13 protein-coding genes are annotated in these 15009 nt (G+C 68.3%); 6 read left to right on the plus strand and 7 right to left on the minus strand.

All coding sequences use genetic code 11. The features are described from left to right. Nucleotides 1-322: 322 nt before the first annotated feature. The gene (locus Q9Q79_RS18250) at nucleotides 323-2842 is read left to right on the plus strand and encodes a sulfite reductase flavoprotein subunit alpha (RefSeq protein WP_201864097.1); all 2520 of its coding nucleotides are present in this window, start codon (nucleotides 323-325) and stop codon (nucleotides 2840-2842) included. A gap of 76 nt (nucleotides 2843-2918) precedes the next feature. Here Q9Q79_RS18250 and Q9Q79_RS18255 read toward each other — a convergent pair whose 3' ends face one another. After that, nucleotides 2919-5456, minus strand: a complete 2538-nt coding sequence (locus Q9Q79_RS18255; RefSeq protein ID WP_201864095.1) for a methyl-accepting chemotaxis protein — start codon at nucleotides 5454-5456, stop codon at nucleotides 2919-2921. 203 nt (nucleotides 5457-5659) lie between these two features. Between Q9Q79_RS18255 and Q9Q79_RS18260 the strand changes: the two genes are divergently transcribed. Beyond that, complete coding sequence (locus Q9Q79_RS18260; RefSeq protein ID WP_043034554.1) at nucleotides 5660-6499, plus strand: arylamine N-acetyltransferase; 840 nt, start codon at nucleotides 5660-5662, stop codon at nucleotides 6497-6499. 65 nt (nucleotides 6500-6564) lie between these two features. Here the strand turns inward: Q9Q79_RS18260 and Q9Q79_RS18265 are convergent, their stop codons facing one another. The 3 genes from Q9Q79_RS18265 to Q9Q79_RS18275 are packed head-to-tail and all read right to left on the minus strand — an operon-like array spanning nucleotide 6565 to nucleotide 8694. After that, the gene (locus Q9Q79_RS18265; RefSeq protein WP_005411235.1) at nucleotides 6565-6936 is read right to left on the minus strand and encodes a VOC family protein; all 372 of its coding nucleotides are present in this window, start codon (nucleotides 6934-6936) and stop codon (nucleotides 6565-6567) included. A 22-nt stretch (nucleotides 6937-6958) separates the two neighbouring features. Next, complete coding sequence (locus Q9Q79_RS18270) at nucleotides 6959-7597, minus strand: response regulator transcription factor (RefSeq protein ID WP_005411236.1); 639 nt, start codon at nucleotides 7595-7597, stop codon at nucleotides 6959-6961. Beyond that, a complete protein-coding gene (locus Q9Q79_RS18275; protein WP_012481397.1) occupies nucleotides 7594-8694 on the minus strand; it encodes a histidine kinase in 1101 nt (366 codons plus the stop codon). Before Q9Q79_RS18275 ends, Q9Q79_RS18270 begins: the two co-directional genes overlap by 4 nt. A gap of 156 nt (nucleotides 8695-8850) precedes the next feature. Between Q9Q79_RS18275 and Q9Q79_RS18280 the strand changes: the two genes are divergently transcribed. From Q9Q79_RS18280 to Q9Q79_RS18290, 3 genes are all read left to right on the plus strand, one after another. After that, nucleotides 8851-9267 (plus strand): DUF2141 domain-containing protein, encoded by a 417-nt coding sequence (locus Q9Q79_RS18280; protein ID WP_201864093.1) that lies wholly within the window; start codon nucleotides 8851-8853, stop codon nucleotides 9265-9267. Nucleotides 9268-9293: 26 nt separating this feature from the next. Then, nucleotides 9294-10817, plus strand: coding sequence for a carotenoid oxygenase family protein (locus Q9Q79_RS18285; protein ID WP_076739654.1), 1524 nt, complete (start codon nucleotides 9294-9296; stop codon nucleotides 10815-10817). A gap of 62 nt (nucleotides 10818-10879) precedes the next feature. Next, entirely contained in the window at nucleotides 10880-11596 is a 717-nt protein-coding gene (locus tag Q9Q79_RS18290; protein WP_043034550.1) for an ABC transporter substrate-binding protein, read from the plus strand. Nucleotides 11597-11627: 31 nt separating this feature from the next. Here Q9Q79_RS18290 and Q9Q79_RS18295 read toward each other — a convergent pair whose 3' ends face one another. After that, nucleotides 11628-12527: a LysR substrate-binding domain-containing protein gene (locus tag Q9Q79_RS18295; RefSeq protein ID WP_005411241.1), complete on the minus strand. Its 900-nt coding sequence runs from the start codon at nucleotides 12525-12527 to the stop codon at nucleotides 11628-11630. A 98-nt stretch (nucleotides 12528-12625) separates the two neighbouring features. Between Q9Q79_RS18295 and Q9Q79_RS18300 the strand changes: the two genes are divergently transcribed. After that, nucleotides 12626-12769, plus strand: coding sequence for a hypothetical protein (locus tag Q9Q79_RS18300; RefSeq protein WP_165711084.1), 144 nt, complete (start codon nucleotides 12626-12628; stop codon nucleotides 12767-12769). Between the two features lie 7 nt (nucleotides 12770-12776). Here the strand turns inward: Q9Q79_RS18300 and Q9Q79_RS18305 are convergent, their stop codons facing one another. Beyond that, on the minus strand, nucleotides 12777-13343 hold the full coding sequence (locus tag Q9Q79_RS18305; protein ID WP_201864091.1) for a GIY-YIG nuclease family protein: 567 nt from the start codon (nucleotides 13341-13343) through the stop codon (nucleotides 12777-12779). Between the two features lie 42 nt (nucleotides 13344-13385). After that, a complete protein-coding gene (locus Q9Q79_RS18310) occupies nucleotides 13386-14939 on the minus strand; it encodes an alkaline phosphatase (protein ID WP_201864090.1) in 1554 nt (517 codons plus the stop codon). Between the last annotated feature and the right edge of the window lie 70 nt (nucleotides 14940-15009).

Here is a 15009-nt window from a genome sequence, read left to right on the forward strand (position 1 = left end):
GGCGACCGAGCTTACATGGGTGAGGGCGCTTTGCTTGCGAAGCACTGCTTCGCAAGCGCCCGAACGCACAGCCGCCAGCGGCTGGGCCGGGCCCCGGAGGGGGACTTGCAGCGTCCCCCTCAACCGGACCCACCCCGCCAACCCACGGAAAGCCAGCTTTTGACGTTGACGTTGCTCCGGCTTGTAGCGGGTGCAGGGCTGCAAAGCCCTGCAACAAAACCCTCCTTGACCGTAGCCCGTCCGCCACGGAGAATTCCGCGACTAATTCTCATTTGCTGTTGCGCAGGATGCGGGCGGCAGCCTTCCAGGCCCTCCTCCTTCCATGTTCAAGAACGTCCTGTTCCAACTGCACTGGCTGCTGGGCATCACCGCCGGTGCCGTATTGGCCGTGATGGGCCTCAGCGGCGCCGTGCTGTCCTTCGAGGACGAACTGCTGCGGGCGGCCAATCCCGGCTTCGCCGAAATCGCCGAGCACCATGCCGACGGCCAGCTTCCGCTTCAACTCAGCGAACTGGTGCCGCTGCTGCAGGCCGGCGGTGATCGCCCCCTGCAGCGCCTGCGCGTGGACGCCACCGGGCAGCGGCCTTCGGTGGCACGCTTCGCTGGTGGCAAGGAGCACTGGGTCTACTTCGACCCGTACAGCGGCGAGCGCTTCAGTGCCTTGCGTGGGCAGGCGTTCTTCGATTTCGTCGAGGACCTGCATCGCCACCTCGCCGCCGGCGAGCGCGGCAAGTGGATCACCGGCAGCTGTGCGATCGCGCTGCTGTTCTTCACCCTGTCCGGTCTTTACCTGCGCTGGCCGCGCCGCTGGTGGCACTGGCGCAGCTGGCTGGCGGTGGAATGGAAACGTAGCGGCCGTGGCTTCCTGTGGAGCCTGCACTCGGTGGTCGGCACCTGGGTGCTGCTGATCTACCTGATGAGTGCGCTGACCGGCCTGTGGTGGTCCTTCGACTGGTATCGCAGTGCCGCCAATACGCTGCTTGGCGTCGCACCGGCCGCCAAGCACAAGGTCGCCACCGGCGCCACCCTGAACCTGGAGCGCATCGAAGCCACGCTGTATGCCCTGCCCGGCGTGCACACCGGCTACATCGACCTGCGCCTGCCGGAGAAGCCCGGCCAAGCGCTCAACGTGCGGGTGATGGCTGGCGATCCGTCACGGCGCGGTGGCCACCATGACCGTGCACATGATCTGCTGCAGCTGGATCCGGCCAGCGGGGCAATCCTCGATTCGCGCCCCTACGCGCGCCAGGGCGCCGGCGCGCAGCTGGCCACCAGCGTGTTCGCGTTGCACTCGGGCAGCTACTTCGGCATGCCCGGGCGTGTCGTGGTGATGCTCAGCAGTCTGGCCATGAGCCTGTTCTTCATCACCGGCTGGATGCTGTACCTGGACCGCCGCCGCAGCCAGCGTGCCGCGCGCGGGCTGCGCCGGTCGCTGCCGGTTGCCACCGATGATGGCCGCGCACCTTGGCTGGTCGTGCATGCCAGCCAGAGCGGGCTGGGCGAGCAGCTGGCCTGGCGTGCCGCCGCGCAGCTGCAGGCCGCTGGCCATGGCGTGCAGGTACTGCCATTGGCCCGGGTCGATGCCACGCAGCTCGCGCGCACTGCGCAGGCATTGTTCTTGCTGAGCACCTTCGGCGATGGCGAGCCGCCAGATGCGGCACGGGGCGCTGCGCGGCGGCTGCTGGCACAAGCGCCCGATCTGTCGGGCCTGCAGTTCGGCCTGCTCGCCCTGGGCGACCGCCAGTACCCGCATTACTGCGGCTTTGGCCGCCAATTCGATGGCTGGCTGCTGGGCAACGGCGCACGTGCGCTGTTCGAGCGCATCGATGTCGATGCCGCCGCGATACCGGCGCTGCGCCAGTGGCAGCAACATCTCGGCGCGCTGACCGGCATCGCCACCGATGACAGCGTGTTGCCGGCCGCGACGCAGATGCACGAGTGGCGCCTGCTCGGCCGTGACCGCCTCAATCCAGGCAGCGTGGGCGGCGCCATCTGGCGCATCCGTCTTGCGCCACCGGCCGATGTGCAGTGGCAGGCGGGCGACATCCTGCACGTCGCGCCCCGCCACAACGCGCGGCACGCCGCTGCGGTGCTGAAGGCACATGGGTTGGATCCCCAGCAGCCGTTGCTGACTGACGGCCAGCCGCGCACGCTGTTGGCGCTGGCCAGCGAGCGCGAGCTGCCCGATGCCGATGCTGCGCTGGCGGTGCAGGATGCGTGCCTCTGGCTGGCAGGGCTGCCACTGCTGCCGGGGCGCGAGTACTCCATCGCATCCTGTACGGATGACGGTGCGGTCGAACTGGTGGTGCGGCTGGTCCATGACGAAACCGGACGCACCGGCCTGGGTTCGGGCTGGCTGTCGCTGCATGCGCCGGTCGGTGCCAGCATCGTGGCCCGCGTGCACCGCAACCCCGGTTTCCATCGCGTTGGCGGTGCGCCGATGGTGCTGATCGGCAATGGCACCGGCATCGCGGGCCTGCGCAGCCTGCTGCGCGAAGCCGCGCATGCAGGTGAGCACGGGCACTGGCTGCTGTTCGGCGAACGCCAGCGCGCGCACGACTTCCTGTTCGCCGATGAGATCGAAGCGTGGCAGGCCGATGGCCATCTCGCGCGGGTGGATCTGGCGTTCTCGCGCGATGGTGAGGGCGGCTATGTGCAGGATCGCCTGCGTGCAGCAGCCGATGCCCTGCGCGACTGGATGCAGCGTGGTGCGGTCATCCACGTCTGCGGTTCGCTGCTGGGCATGGCCGAAGGCGTGGACCAGGTGCTGCGCGAAGCGCTGGGTGATGAAGAAGTGGAAACGCTGCTGGAGACAGGGCGCTACCGTCGCGACGTGTATTGAGCCACAAGGGTAGTGCCGGCCAGCGGCCGGCATGATCAGGGGCGTGCCGGCCAGCGGCCGGCATACCGGAGCACGATCAGGCCGCAGCGCGCGCCTGTGGCATCGACTGCAACTGGAACGCGCCCACCGCTTCGGCCAGCGCGTGTACCTGCGCCTGCATCTGCGCGGTGGAGGCACCAGCCTCTTCCACCAGGCTGGCGTTGCGCTGGGTGCTGGCTTCCATCTGCACGATGGTCTGCTTCACCTGCGCGATGCCGGCATGCTGGTCCTGCGATGCACTGCGGATACCGGCCAGCAGCTCGGCCAGCTGCTGCACGCTGCCAACGATCTCGCCCATCGTGATGCCCGCCTGCTCGGCCTGCTGGTTGCCCTGGCCAACACGCGCCACCGAATCCTCGATCAGTCCTTTGATCTGCTTGGCCGCTTCGGCACTGCGCTGGGCCAGCAGGCGCACTTCCGCAGCCACCACGGCGAAGCTGCGGCCCTGCTCACCTGCACGCGCGGCTTCCACCGCGGCATTCAGCGCGAGGATGTTGGTCTGGAAAGCGATGCCATCGATCAGCTGGGTGATGTCGCCGATCCGCCGCGAGGCCTCGCTGATGCCATGCATGGTCGCGACCACCTGGCCGACGGCCTCGCCACCGCGCTGGGCCACCGCGGCCGCCCCCTGCACCAGGGCATCGGCGCGGCCCGCGGCATCGGCATTGCGGCCAACGGTGTCGGTCAACTCGTGCATCGACGCTGCCGTCTCTTCCAGGTCGGCCGCCTGCTGTTCGGTACGCTGCGACAGATCATGGTGCCCGGCAACGATCTCACCCACACCGGTGTCGAGGCTGGACGTCGCCTGCTGAATGCGGGTGACGATGCGGCCCAGTTGCGCGACCGTGGCGTTGGCATCGTCGCGCATGCGTGCGAACACGCCCTGCAGCTCACCTTCCATGCGCACGCTGAGGTCACCACGGGCCAGCGCCGCCAGAAGCGCCTGCAGATCGCCGAGGTTGGTCTCGAAGGTCGCCAGCAGGCGGTTGATGCTGGTCGACAACGTGCGCACGAAGCCCTGTTTTCCCTCCAGCGCGATGCGGCCGTGCAGGTCGCCATGTGCGGCGGCGTCGACCAGTGCTGCCACTTCGGTTTCCAGCAGCGTTTCCAGCGCGCGGCTGCGCCACTCCACTGCCACGCCGAGGAAATGCCCTCCGTCGGTGATGGCATTGGCGATCAACTGGTAGCGGACGCCGGCATGACCGATCTCGCGCTCCTCGCGCTGGCGCACGCCAGCCAGGCTGGCCAGTGCCGGATGCAGGCGTACCGCATCGCTCCCCACCAGATCTTCAAGCCGGAGTGCAAGCTGCTCCAGCAGCGCCGGATTGGCGTACGCCACCAGGCCTTCGGCATCAATCACCATCAAGCCGGCCTGTGCGCTGTCCAATGCCTGGCGCACGCGGGTGTTGCCGCGGGCCACCGCACGCTCGGTCTCGATGCGCGCGCGCAGGCGCTGCTGCATGTCGACCAGGCGCTGGGCCAGCTGGCCGATTTCATCGTTGGCGTTGTAGACGCGCAGGGTGGTGTCGAGGCGGTCGTCGGCGATGTCGCTGGCGAAACGCAGGGTGTCCTGGATCGGCTGGCGCACCGCACGCAGCACCAGCACCAGGCTGGTGATCAGCACGCCGGCCACCAGCAGCAGGGTCAGTGCGAACAGCACGCTCATCGTGCGCGCGCCGGCCTGCTGGCGTGCCTGCGCCCTGGCCAGCGCCGCCACCTGTGCCTGCTGGAATGCGGCCAACGCCGGCGCTACGCCCGTGGCGGTATCCAGCAGCGACTGCGCTTCCACATCCAGGCCGACGCGGGCAGCGGTATACCCCAGCAGTGCGGCCTGATACGCCTCCATCCCGGTGCGCAGGGTGTCCTGCACATCCGCAGGCAGGCCCGCCAGCGCGAGGTCGAACGGCAGCTTCTCCTCGCTGGCGCGGTCGGCGTGGGTGGAATCACCGTCGAGCAGCAGCAGTGCCTCCTGCCTTCGCATCTTCTGCAGGGACAGCGCCAGCGCGGGCCGCTGCTGCACATCCACCTGCGCCTGCAGGGTGTCGGCGGCCTGCTGCAGCTGCGCAGCGAGGCCGGCATCACCACGGCCCATCTCGTCGACCCGTTCGAACAGGGCGGCCACACCCTGCGAGAACGCGTCGGCGGCTTCGGTCAGCGCCTGCAGGGCCTTGCGCCGGCCCGCATCCATCGGCATCGCGCGCAGCGCCTGCAGATCGGTCTGCAACGCCTTCTGCGTGGCCAACAGCTGCGCGCGGTCGGCATCATCGAAACTGCGTGCATACTGGGTCTGCAGGCGACGCGCTTCGGCCACCCGCGTGGACAGGCTGGCAGCCAGATCGCTGCCGCGCTGGTAGCTGGCCTGGCTGCGCGCAGCCAGTGCGTTGGCATGGCCAGTCCAGGCGTAGACAGCAGCGATCGCCACCAGGCCCAGGCCGCAGATCCACAGTGTGGCCTTGAGCTTGTTGGCCACGCTGAGCCGATGTGGCTGCAGCCAGCGCAGCAGCCCGGGGGACGCCGAGTGCAACGCAGCAAGGCGCGTGCGCAGGGACCGGAGGTGGGGGACAACGGCCGACATGACAGACTCCAGGCGGAAAGACGCACCTGTATCGGCCTGACTCAGGACAACTTTAGCGCTTTCTTCGTCTGCGTCCCCCCATCGCTGGTGGACGCGGCCTTTGTACCGGGTGCAGGCGACGGAGGCATGACACGGCCGCCGCGCTTGACCTCAACCCCGGTTGGGGGAGCACAGTGGACATCCCTCCCCCGCCCGGTGTCTCCATGACGACGCTCGATGTCCCCCGCTACCTGCAGCGCCTGCAGCTGGATGCACCGCCACCGCGGACCCTGGCCGGCCTGACCCTGCTGCAGCAGCGCCACAACGCACTGCTGCCCTTCGAGACCCTCAGCTGCCTGCTGCGCGATGCGGTGCCGATCGACCTGGACAGCGTGCAGCGCAAGCTGCTCGACGAGCGCCGCGGTGGTTACTGCTTCGAACTCAATGGCGGGTTGCTGGCGCTGCTGCAGGCATTGGGCTTCGATGCGCAGCCATTGAGCGCGCGGGTACTGCTGGCCGCCCAGGACGGCGAACTGACCGCGCGTACCCACCTGCTGCTGCGCGTGAACGTAGACAGCGGCGACTGGCTGGTGGATGCCGGTTTCGGCAGCCTGACCCCGACCGTGCCGCTGCGCCTGCATGATCCGCAGCCGCAGGCCACGCCGCACGAACGCTATCTGCTGCAGCGCCTGCCCGACGAGGGTGATTTCGTGCTGTCGGCCGAGTCCAACGATGGTTGGCGGGCGATGTATCGGTTCGACCTACAGGCGCCGGCACCGATCGACAACGTGGTGGGCAACTGGTACGTGTGCACCCATCCCGATTCCAGTTTCCCCGGGCAGCTGCGCGCGTCGCTGACCGGGCCGGACTGGCGCCGCACCATCGGCAGCGGCAACTACACCGAGTATCGCCCCGGGCAGGCACCGGACAAGCGCCCGCTGCATGATGTGGGTGATGTGCGTGCCGTGCTGCAACAGCGCTTCGGCATGCAGCTACCGGACGACCCGCGACTGGACCCGGCCATCAATGACTGGCTGCAGCGCTCGCGCGCCGCGACCTTGTAGGGCCGAGCCCATGCTCGGCTGAGCTGGAGCGGCTGGGCCAACAGCAGCCGAGCGTGGTCTCGGCTCTACAGAGCAGCGCGCGCCTGCAGCGCAATGCGATTGCCTTCGCTGTCGCGGATCTCGGCCACGCGCCAGTCGCCCGCATCGGCGGGTCCGAAGCACAGCTCGGCGCCCGCTTGCAGTGCTCGCTCCAGGCTCGCATCCAGGTCATCGACGCCGATGTAGACGCGCGCCCCCTGTTCGGAAGGCCGGTAGTCCGCGCCGAGCACCAGCGCAATGCTGGCACCGGCGGCCTCATCGGAGAACGGCAGGTAGGCCATCCGGCAGTCGTGCAGCACGACAGGTTCGTCCACCGCGACCTGCAGCCACCGCTGGTAGAACGTGATGGCACGGTCCAGGTCACTGGCCGGGATTTCCACATGCAGGATCGGGTTCACTGGCACTCCTTGCTCGGTCCACTCAGATGATGCGCAGGGTAATCGCCTTCAGCACCGCACGGGTGCGATCGCGGGTGCCCAGCTTGTCGAGTATGGCGGACACGTAGTTCTTCACCGTGCCCTCGGCCAGGAACAGGCTGCGCGCGATCTCCTTGTTGCTGTAGCCACCGGCCAGCAAGCGCAGGATCGCCACCTCGCGTTCCCCGAAGGTATCGGTGGGCGGTGCTTCATCGTGGAAGCGGTAGCGGGCGCGTACCGGCTCGGTGCTGACCGGCAGCAGCAGGGTTTCGCCAGCGGCGACGCGCTCGATCGCCTCGCGCAGGTCTGCGGGTGCGGCGTCCTTGAGCAGGAAGCCCTGTGCGCCGGCCTCGCTGGCGCGCAGCAGCAGGTCACTTTCATCAAAGGTCGTCAGCAGCAGCCACGGCGTGGCATCGCCGCGCGCGCGCAGCTGGCGCACTGCCTCGATGCCGTCCATCCCGGGCATGCGGATGTCACTGAGCACAACATCCACGCGCTGGGTGGACAGCGCGTCCAGCAACGCCTGGCCCTCCTCGGCCTCCAGCGCCACGTCCACGCCCAACCCCTGCAACAACGCACGCAGCCCGGCGCGGACCAGCGCCTGGTCGTCGGCCAGGGCAACACGGATCGCGCTGCCGTTCATGCCGGCACCCAGGCGGTCAGGTGCATGCCGCCCTGTGCGGTGCGGGCCAGTTCCAACTGGCCACGCACTGCGCCCAGGCGCTCACGCATGCCGGCGATGCCGTTGCCCTCGCGGATACGCTCGGCGCGCTGGCCGTCGTCACGGATGTCGATACGCAACCGGGAATCCTCTTCGTTGATCGTCAGCCATACGGTGTCTGCGTTGCCATGCCGGGCGGCATTGGTCAGCGCTTCCTGTACCAGGCGCAGCACGATCTCGGCCATCAGCGGGTCAACCACGCGCACGCACTCGCCGATCTGCAGCTGCAGCTTCGGGCGCGGGAACGGCGCGGCCAGCGCGTGCAATGCGGTGGCCAGATCGAGGCCGCGATCATCGCGCATCGATTGCACCACCTGGCGGATGTCGGCCAGCAACTCGCCGGACAGCTGCTCGGCCAGCACCAATCCTTCGCGCTTGGCCAGCACAGGGTCGGCCGCAAGGGCACGCAGGTTCAAGCGCATCGCCGTGAGCTTGTGCCCGGCCACATCGTGCAGTTCGCGCGCCAGGCGCAGGCGCTCGGCGTCGCGTGCACTGTCGGCCAGCAGCGCGCGGGTAGCCAGCAGGTCGGCATTGACGCGGGCCAGGTCATCGCGGGCCAGCGCCGTGCTGCGGGCATAGTGTGCGGTCAGTGCGGCGAAGGCCTGGAAGCCGCCATAGAGCAGCACCACCAGCAGCGGCTGGCTGAAGCCGCTGTAGCGCAGCACGAGATACATGGCGAGGTTGGCCAGCAGTGCAACAGCCAGCACGAAGCGCGGTGGCCAATGCTCGGCCAGCTGCGCCACCAGCACCACCAGCAGTACCGGTGCGGTGCCGGTACGCGGCTGCAGCGCAACCAGCACGACCGCCAGCAACGCCTGCAACACCGCCGCGACAGCGCGCACGCGGGATGGCACCGACGCCCAGCCGTGCACCACGAACAGCAGCAGGAACACGGCAAGCAGCAGCAGGCTCAGCCCGGCACCGTTGCGCTGCACCGCGAATGACAGGCCCACCACCAGCACGGTGGCCAGGCCGGCGAGGCTGAGGGGACGCAACAGATGGCGGAACAGGCTGGGCATGGCCAGATGCTGACCGCCGCGCACGCCGGCGGCAATGGGTCCGGCGCAGAAAGTGACTTCTGGCACGTCGAATCGATGACCACTGGCCCTGAACCCGGTGCAGGGTCGCACGCAGACTGGCGCCACACCGCCACACACACTTCCGGAGCCACTGCCATGATCCGCACCGCCCTGCTCAGCACCGCCCTGACTGCCCTGGCCGGCAGTGCCCACGCCGCCGACCTGGCCGTGACCGTGCACGACGTCCGTGTGCAGACCGGCACCCTGCGCGTTGCGCTGGTCGACAGCGCCGCCGCCTGGGACGGCAAGGCCAGGCCCGTGCAGGCCCAGCAGGCGGCGCCCAGCGGCGACAGCGCCCACTTCACGTTCAAGGGCGTGCCGGCCGGCAGCTATGCCGTGCTGCTCACCCACGACGAGAACGACAACGGCAAGCTCGACACCAACCTGGTCGGGATGCCGGTGGAGGGCTACGGCTTCAGCAACAACCCGCAGGTGATGCGCAAGCCGACCTTCGACGAGGCGCGCGTCGACGTACCGGCCGCCGGCACCGCCATCGACATCACCCTGCGCTGATTCCTGCATCCAGACCCGAGGCCACCATGGACCGTCGCCGCTTCCTTCGTACCCTGCTCAGCAGCAGTGCCTGTCTGGCCCTGGGCACCACCGCGCTGCGAAGCGCTCCCGCCTTCGCCGGCGACCCGGCGCGGTTCGCGCAGGGCATGCAGGAACACCCTTGGCTGCTCGGCTGGCGTAGCGTCGGCAGCGAAAGCCTCGGTCCGGCCACCGTGCAGTTGCAGGGAAAGCTGCCGTCAGGCCTGGCTGGCACGCTGTACCGCAACGGTCCGGCGTGGACCGAGCGCGATGGCTTCCGCTACGACCACTGGTTCGACGGCGACGGCATGGTGCATGGCTGGCGCTTCAATGGTGATGGCAGCCTGACCCATCACGGGCGCATGGTCGCCACGCCGAAATTCACCCGTGAACAGAAGGCCGGCCGCTTCCAGTATCCGGCCGCCGGCACCAGCGTTCCCGGTGCGCTGGCGGTACGCAACAACGATGATGCCAACGTGGCCAACACCTCGGTGACGATGATCAATGGCCACCTGTTCGCCCTGTGCGAATCCGGTTCGGCGTTCGAAGTGGACCCGGATTCGCTGCAGACGCTTGGCCCTGTCACCTGGCGTCCGGACCTGGCGGCGCTGCCGTTCTCGGCGCACCCGCTGACCGACCACGACGGCAGCCTCTGGAACTTCGGCTCGATCAGCCTGATGGGGGGCCATGGCCTGCTGGTCTGGCACATCGGTGCGGACGGCCAGCTGCGCAGCGCCAATGTGATCGAAACACCCGAGCATGGCTACCTGCATGCCTTCGCGATGACCGACCAGCACCTGGTGTTCGTGATGATGCCGTTCGATTTCACCGGCGCAGGTGGCAGCTTCTTCGAGCGCATGCAGTTCGCACCGCAGCGTCCGGTGCGCATCGCGGTGGTCGCCAAGGATGCGCCGGACAAGGCGCAATGGTTCGAGGCCCCGTTCGCGGCGATCTACCACTTCGGCGACGCGTTCACCCGCGATGGCGGCATCGTGCTGCGCGCAGTGCGCCACGACGACATCAATGAGGCGCGCTCGCCGATGAAGGAAGCGATGGCCGGTGATGGCGCACACGCGGCCAACAGTGGCGCCAGCCTGGTCGAGCTGCATCTGGACCTGCGTCGTGGACAGGCCCGCTGGCAGACGTTGGGCATCAGCGCCGTGGAGTTCCCGTTGTTCGACCCGCGCTCGGCGAACACACGTGGCGCACGGCTGTATGCGCCGACCATCGACGGCACGGCCACTGCGCCGTACTTCAACGCGGTGGCCGCGTTCGAGATCGAGCACGGACGCCGCCAGCTCTGGAACTACGGGGCGGACATCATGGCCGAAGAGCATGTGTTCATACCGCGCCCGGGCAGCCGCAACGCCGATGACGGCTGGCTGGTCGGCACCCTGCTCGATCCGGTGAACCAGCGCAGCGGTCTGGTCGTGCTGGATGCGCGCCATGTGGATGACGGTCCGCTGGCCCAGGCGTGGCTGCCGTATGCGGTGCCACTGGGCTTCCACGGCACCTTCGCCGCGCGCGGCTGAGTCCACGCCACGCGGACACCGTTGTTGGCATGCTGGGTCTCCCCTGCCCCGTGGAGTCCTGCATGTCCCTGGCCGACCACCGACGTACACTGGCACCGCACGGTTTCCTGCGCGTGGCGATCAACCTGGGCAACCCGGTGCTGGCACAGGGCGATGCGCGCTCACCGCGCGGCCCCTCGCTGGAACTGGCTACCGCGTTGGCGCAACGGATGGGGGTGCAGGCACGCTTCACCTGCCACGATGCCGCAGCCTCGGTGGTCGCCGCGGCGGGCGAAGACGGCTGGGATCTGGCCTTCCTGGCGATCGATCCGGCGCGTGCCGACCGCATCGCCTTCAGCGCTCCGTATGTGGAGATCGAAGGCACTTACCTGGTGCGCGAAGACAGCCCGGCGCAGCAAGTGGCCGACCTCGACCGCGACGGACTGCGCATCGCGGTGGGGCGTGGCGCGGCCTATGACCTGTTCCTGAGCCGGGAACTGCGCCATGCCACGATCGAGCGGGCGGACACCTCGGCAGCGGCCATCGCCCTGTTCGACCAGCACCGCCTGGATGCCGCCGCCGGTGTACGCCAGCCGCTGGCGGCCTGGGCGAAGGCACATCCCGGCCATCGGGTGCTGGCCGATCGCTTCACCGCGATCCAGCAGGCAGTGGCGGCACCGGCCTCACGCCCGGCCAATGCGCTGCGGGCGCTGTTTGAGGAAGTGGAAGCGATCAAGGCGGGCCCGTTGCTGGAGGAAGCGTTCGCGCGTGCCGGGCAGGCGGTCACCCTGGTGCAGTGACTGTAGAGTCGAGATCGAGCACCGCGCGGCGTTACAGATGCGCGTCCGCCATGTGCTGCACATGCTCGGCGGCCTGCGCATGCAGCCAGTCGCGGAACGCGAGGAAGCCGCGATGGCTGGCCGAGCGCTGCGGGTACACCAGCCAATGCGGCCACGCCGTCTTCAGGCGCTGGCTGGACAGCGCGACCAGCTGGCCGGATTCCAGCAGCAGGCGTGCCCGGGTCACCCGGCCAAGGGCCACGCCTACGCCATCCAGTGCGGCGCGATGGTGCGCCTCCGAATCATCCAGCACCGCCACGAAGCGCGATGGCGGGCTCTGCCCGCTCAACGCGAACCAGGCGCCCCACGCGCCGTCGGGATCACCGAGCAGCGGCCACTGGGTCAGCGGTACACGGTCGATGCCCCCCATGCGCTCGATCAGCGCGGGGCTCGCCATCGGCACCAGCCACTCGTCGAACAGCGGTTCCACCACCAGGCCCGGCCATTGCCCGCTGCCCAGCCGCAGCGCGGCGTCGAACTGGCGCTGCCGCTCGAAATCAATCAGGCGCTCACTCGACTGCAGGTTGATCTCGATCTGCGGATGCTCAGCCACGAAGTGACCCAGGCGCGGCACCAGCCAGGCCGATGCCATCGATGGCACCGCACTGATCGTCAGCACGTGCTCGGCACGCGCGGCATAGGGCTGGAAGGCTTCGTTTATCGCATCCAGATGCGGCCCCACCTGCTCGAGCAGGCGCTGCCCCTCAAGGGTAAGGGTGATACCACGCGGCTGGCGGATCAGCAGCGGCTGCCCGAGCCGTTCTTCCAGCTGCCTCATCTGGTGGCTGAGCGCGCTGACGGTCAGGTTCATCGACGCCGCCGCGCGCGACAGGTTGCCAAGCCGGGCGGCAGCCACGAAGCCCTGGAGGGCATGGAGCGGAGGGCGGGACATTAGGCTTGAAATTCTCTCAAGTCATGCTTGCGGAAATGTCGCTTTTTGCCCGTCCATGCTGCCCGTATCGTGCAATCCACTCAAGTGGAGGCACGCTCATGAACATCTTCGGCGGCTTGTTGTTCCTGCAGGGCCACGTGGCCAGCGCCGAGCTGGCACGCCAGCTGGCCAGCCCGTCCACACCTGCCCCGCAGTCCGCGCGGCAACCGGCCGCGCCGGTTCAGCCGCCGCGAGCCCGTTGAACGCTCCTCAACCTGCATACCAGCGTTGGACGTGTTCAGGCAGCCACGGCATCGGATCGATGTCCAATGCCTGACAACCGTCGAGGGTGTCACGCAGCGCTCTTTCGCCGGGGCCACCGGGGATCCGCAGGCCTTCGTCTTCGGGAAGCTGCACCGCCGCCCAGTCGTGCAGCCGGTCCATGCGCAGGCGAAGCGCGGCTCGCAGCCATCCCTTCAGTGGATAACAGCGATAGCCCTGTTCGCCCAGGCCGGCAACCGCAAGCGACAAAGCGTGGTTGGCACCACGTACCCATTCGGTGCGGCCTCCAGCCTTGTCCTGGACCGTCATCGGCGCCGGAGCGCGGTGCGCCTTGAACGGCGAACGCAGCTGCAGCTCCAGATCCCGCGCATCGCGCTCGCTTTCCGCTTCCACCAGCGCACCGGCGTCGAGATCGAAGAACTCGAACCAACGCCGGTGCAATGCGCTGATGCGCCCAAGCGGATCACGTGAGAAACCAATCTTCGCGTAGTCTTCCCACGCACAGGGGAAGACGTAGGCGAAGACACGACCGTCGATGCGGATATCCGACTGCATGTACGCAGGCTGCCTCGACAACAGCCCGCGTGCAACCGGGCGTTACCGTGGACGCTGCAGCACTTCCTGCACTGCGGCAGCCACGTCGGTATTGTCGATGTAGCTGCCGTCGTTCCAGCGCACGTGCTGACGGTAGCCGGCATCGACGCCCCGCACGCGCTTGCCCAGCAGCTCCGCGCCGGCGCCCCTGGCCCACAGCGGCACCAGCGCGTTGGAGTGGTTGCCGGTGGGGCGGAAGCTGATTCCGGGCATGCGGCCGCGACCGTTGTTGCGTACCGGCGCGAAAGCCACGTCCTGTGCATCCGGGCCCATCGGCATGCTGTTGTCGTGGTCGGTGGTGACGATCAACAGGTTGCGCTCCCAGCCACCGTTGCGCTCGATCCAGTCGACCACCGCCGCCACCGCGTCATTGAACTCCACGGTCTCTTCGATCAGCCGGCCATACTGCGGCTGATCGCTGCACTGGCCGTAATGCCATTCGGTGCCGCAGGCACTGGTATGCGCCGCCCAGTCGGTGGCGCCGCCTTCCACCATCAGGAACAGCCCCTTGGACGAGCGCTGCTGCAGGAACTGCAGTGCGCCACGCGTCATCGTCGCCAGATCGGGCACGCTGTCGATCTTCCTCACTCCCGAAGGCGTGCCTGCATCCTTGCCCAGCACCTGCAGCTGGCGCGCCTGCTGCAGTGTGTTGGCCACGCGCGGTACACCGATCAGCGGCCGGTCGGCCGGCAACCGTCCCTGCGCCAGTGCGGCGAACGCTTCCTTGCTGCGGATCAGGCGCCACGGTCCCGCCGGATTGCCGCCGATGGTGCTGCCCGCTTCCAGCTGCTGCCAATCCTGCTGCGACACCCACTCCCATGGATTCGCACAGCCCTCCGCCTTCGCGGCGTCCGTACCTTCATGGCAGGCGCGGCCGTCGACGCTGTAGCCCGGGCCACCCGTGCCCATCACCAGGTCCATGTGGCCCTGCGCCAGCATCTGGTGTGCGATGGCGTGATAGTTGCTGCGCGATTCGTTCTGCGCCGCGAACGCGGCCGGCGTGGCATGCGCGAACGGCACCGAGGTGACCACGCCGGTGGCCATGCCCAGGCGCTTGGCGCGCAGCGTATTGAACTCGACCGGCTGGCCATCGTTGTTGAAGTTGATGGCGTTGTTGTAGGTCTTGATCCCCGAGGACAGCGCAGTGCCCGCCGCCGCACTGTCGGTAGCCACCGCGGCCAGGTACTGGTAGCCCGCAAAGGGCAGGTCCTGCGCAGGAACCGGCGCGTCATCCCAGGCCTTGCCCGGGTCGTAGCCAAGCGTCTGCGCGTTGTCACCGGTCGGCTGGCTGCTCGCGTTCAAGGGAAAGGTGGTCACCGCCAGGCGCAGTGGGAAGTCCGCATAGGGTGCGCCTTCACGGCTGCCGTACTGCCAGTAGGCGGCGGCGTCCCAGGTACCCCTGCCGGCACCGTCGTTGATCATCACGATCACATTGAGCGGACCGGCTTCGGCGGTGGAAACAGCCTCGGCGCGCAGGTTGGGCTGGCAACCGCCAAGTGCGGCCAGCGCGAGCAGCAACGAAGAATGAAGCCAGCGGCGTGGAATGCGTGCAGTCATCGGATGTCCCGTCGGGCCATCGGCGGCCCACAATGACGATACGTTATATCGTTTCAATATTTCAGCTTCG

The sequence above is a fragment of the Stenotrophomonas sp. a6 genome, from assembly GCF_030913325.1.
Lineage (GTDB): Bacteria > Pseudomonadota > Gammaproteobacteria > Xanthomonadales > Xanthomonadaceae > Stenotrophomonas > Stenotrophomonas maltophilia.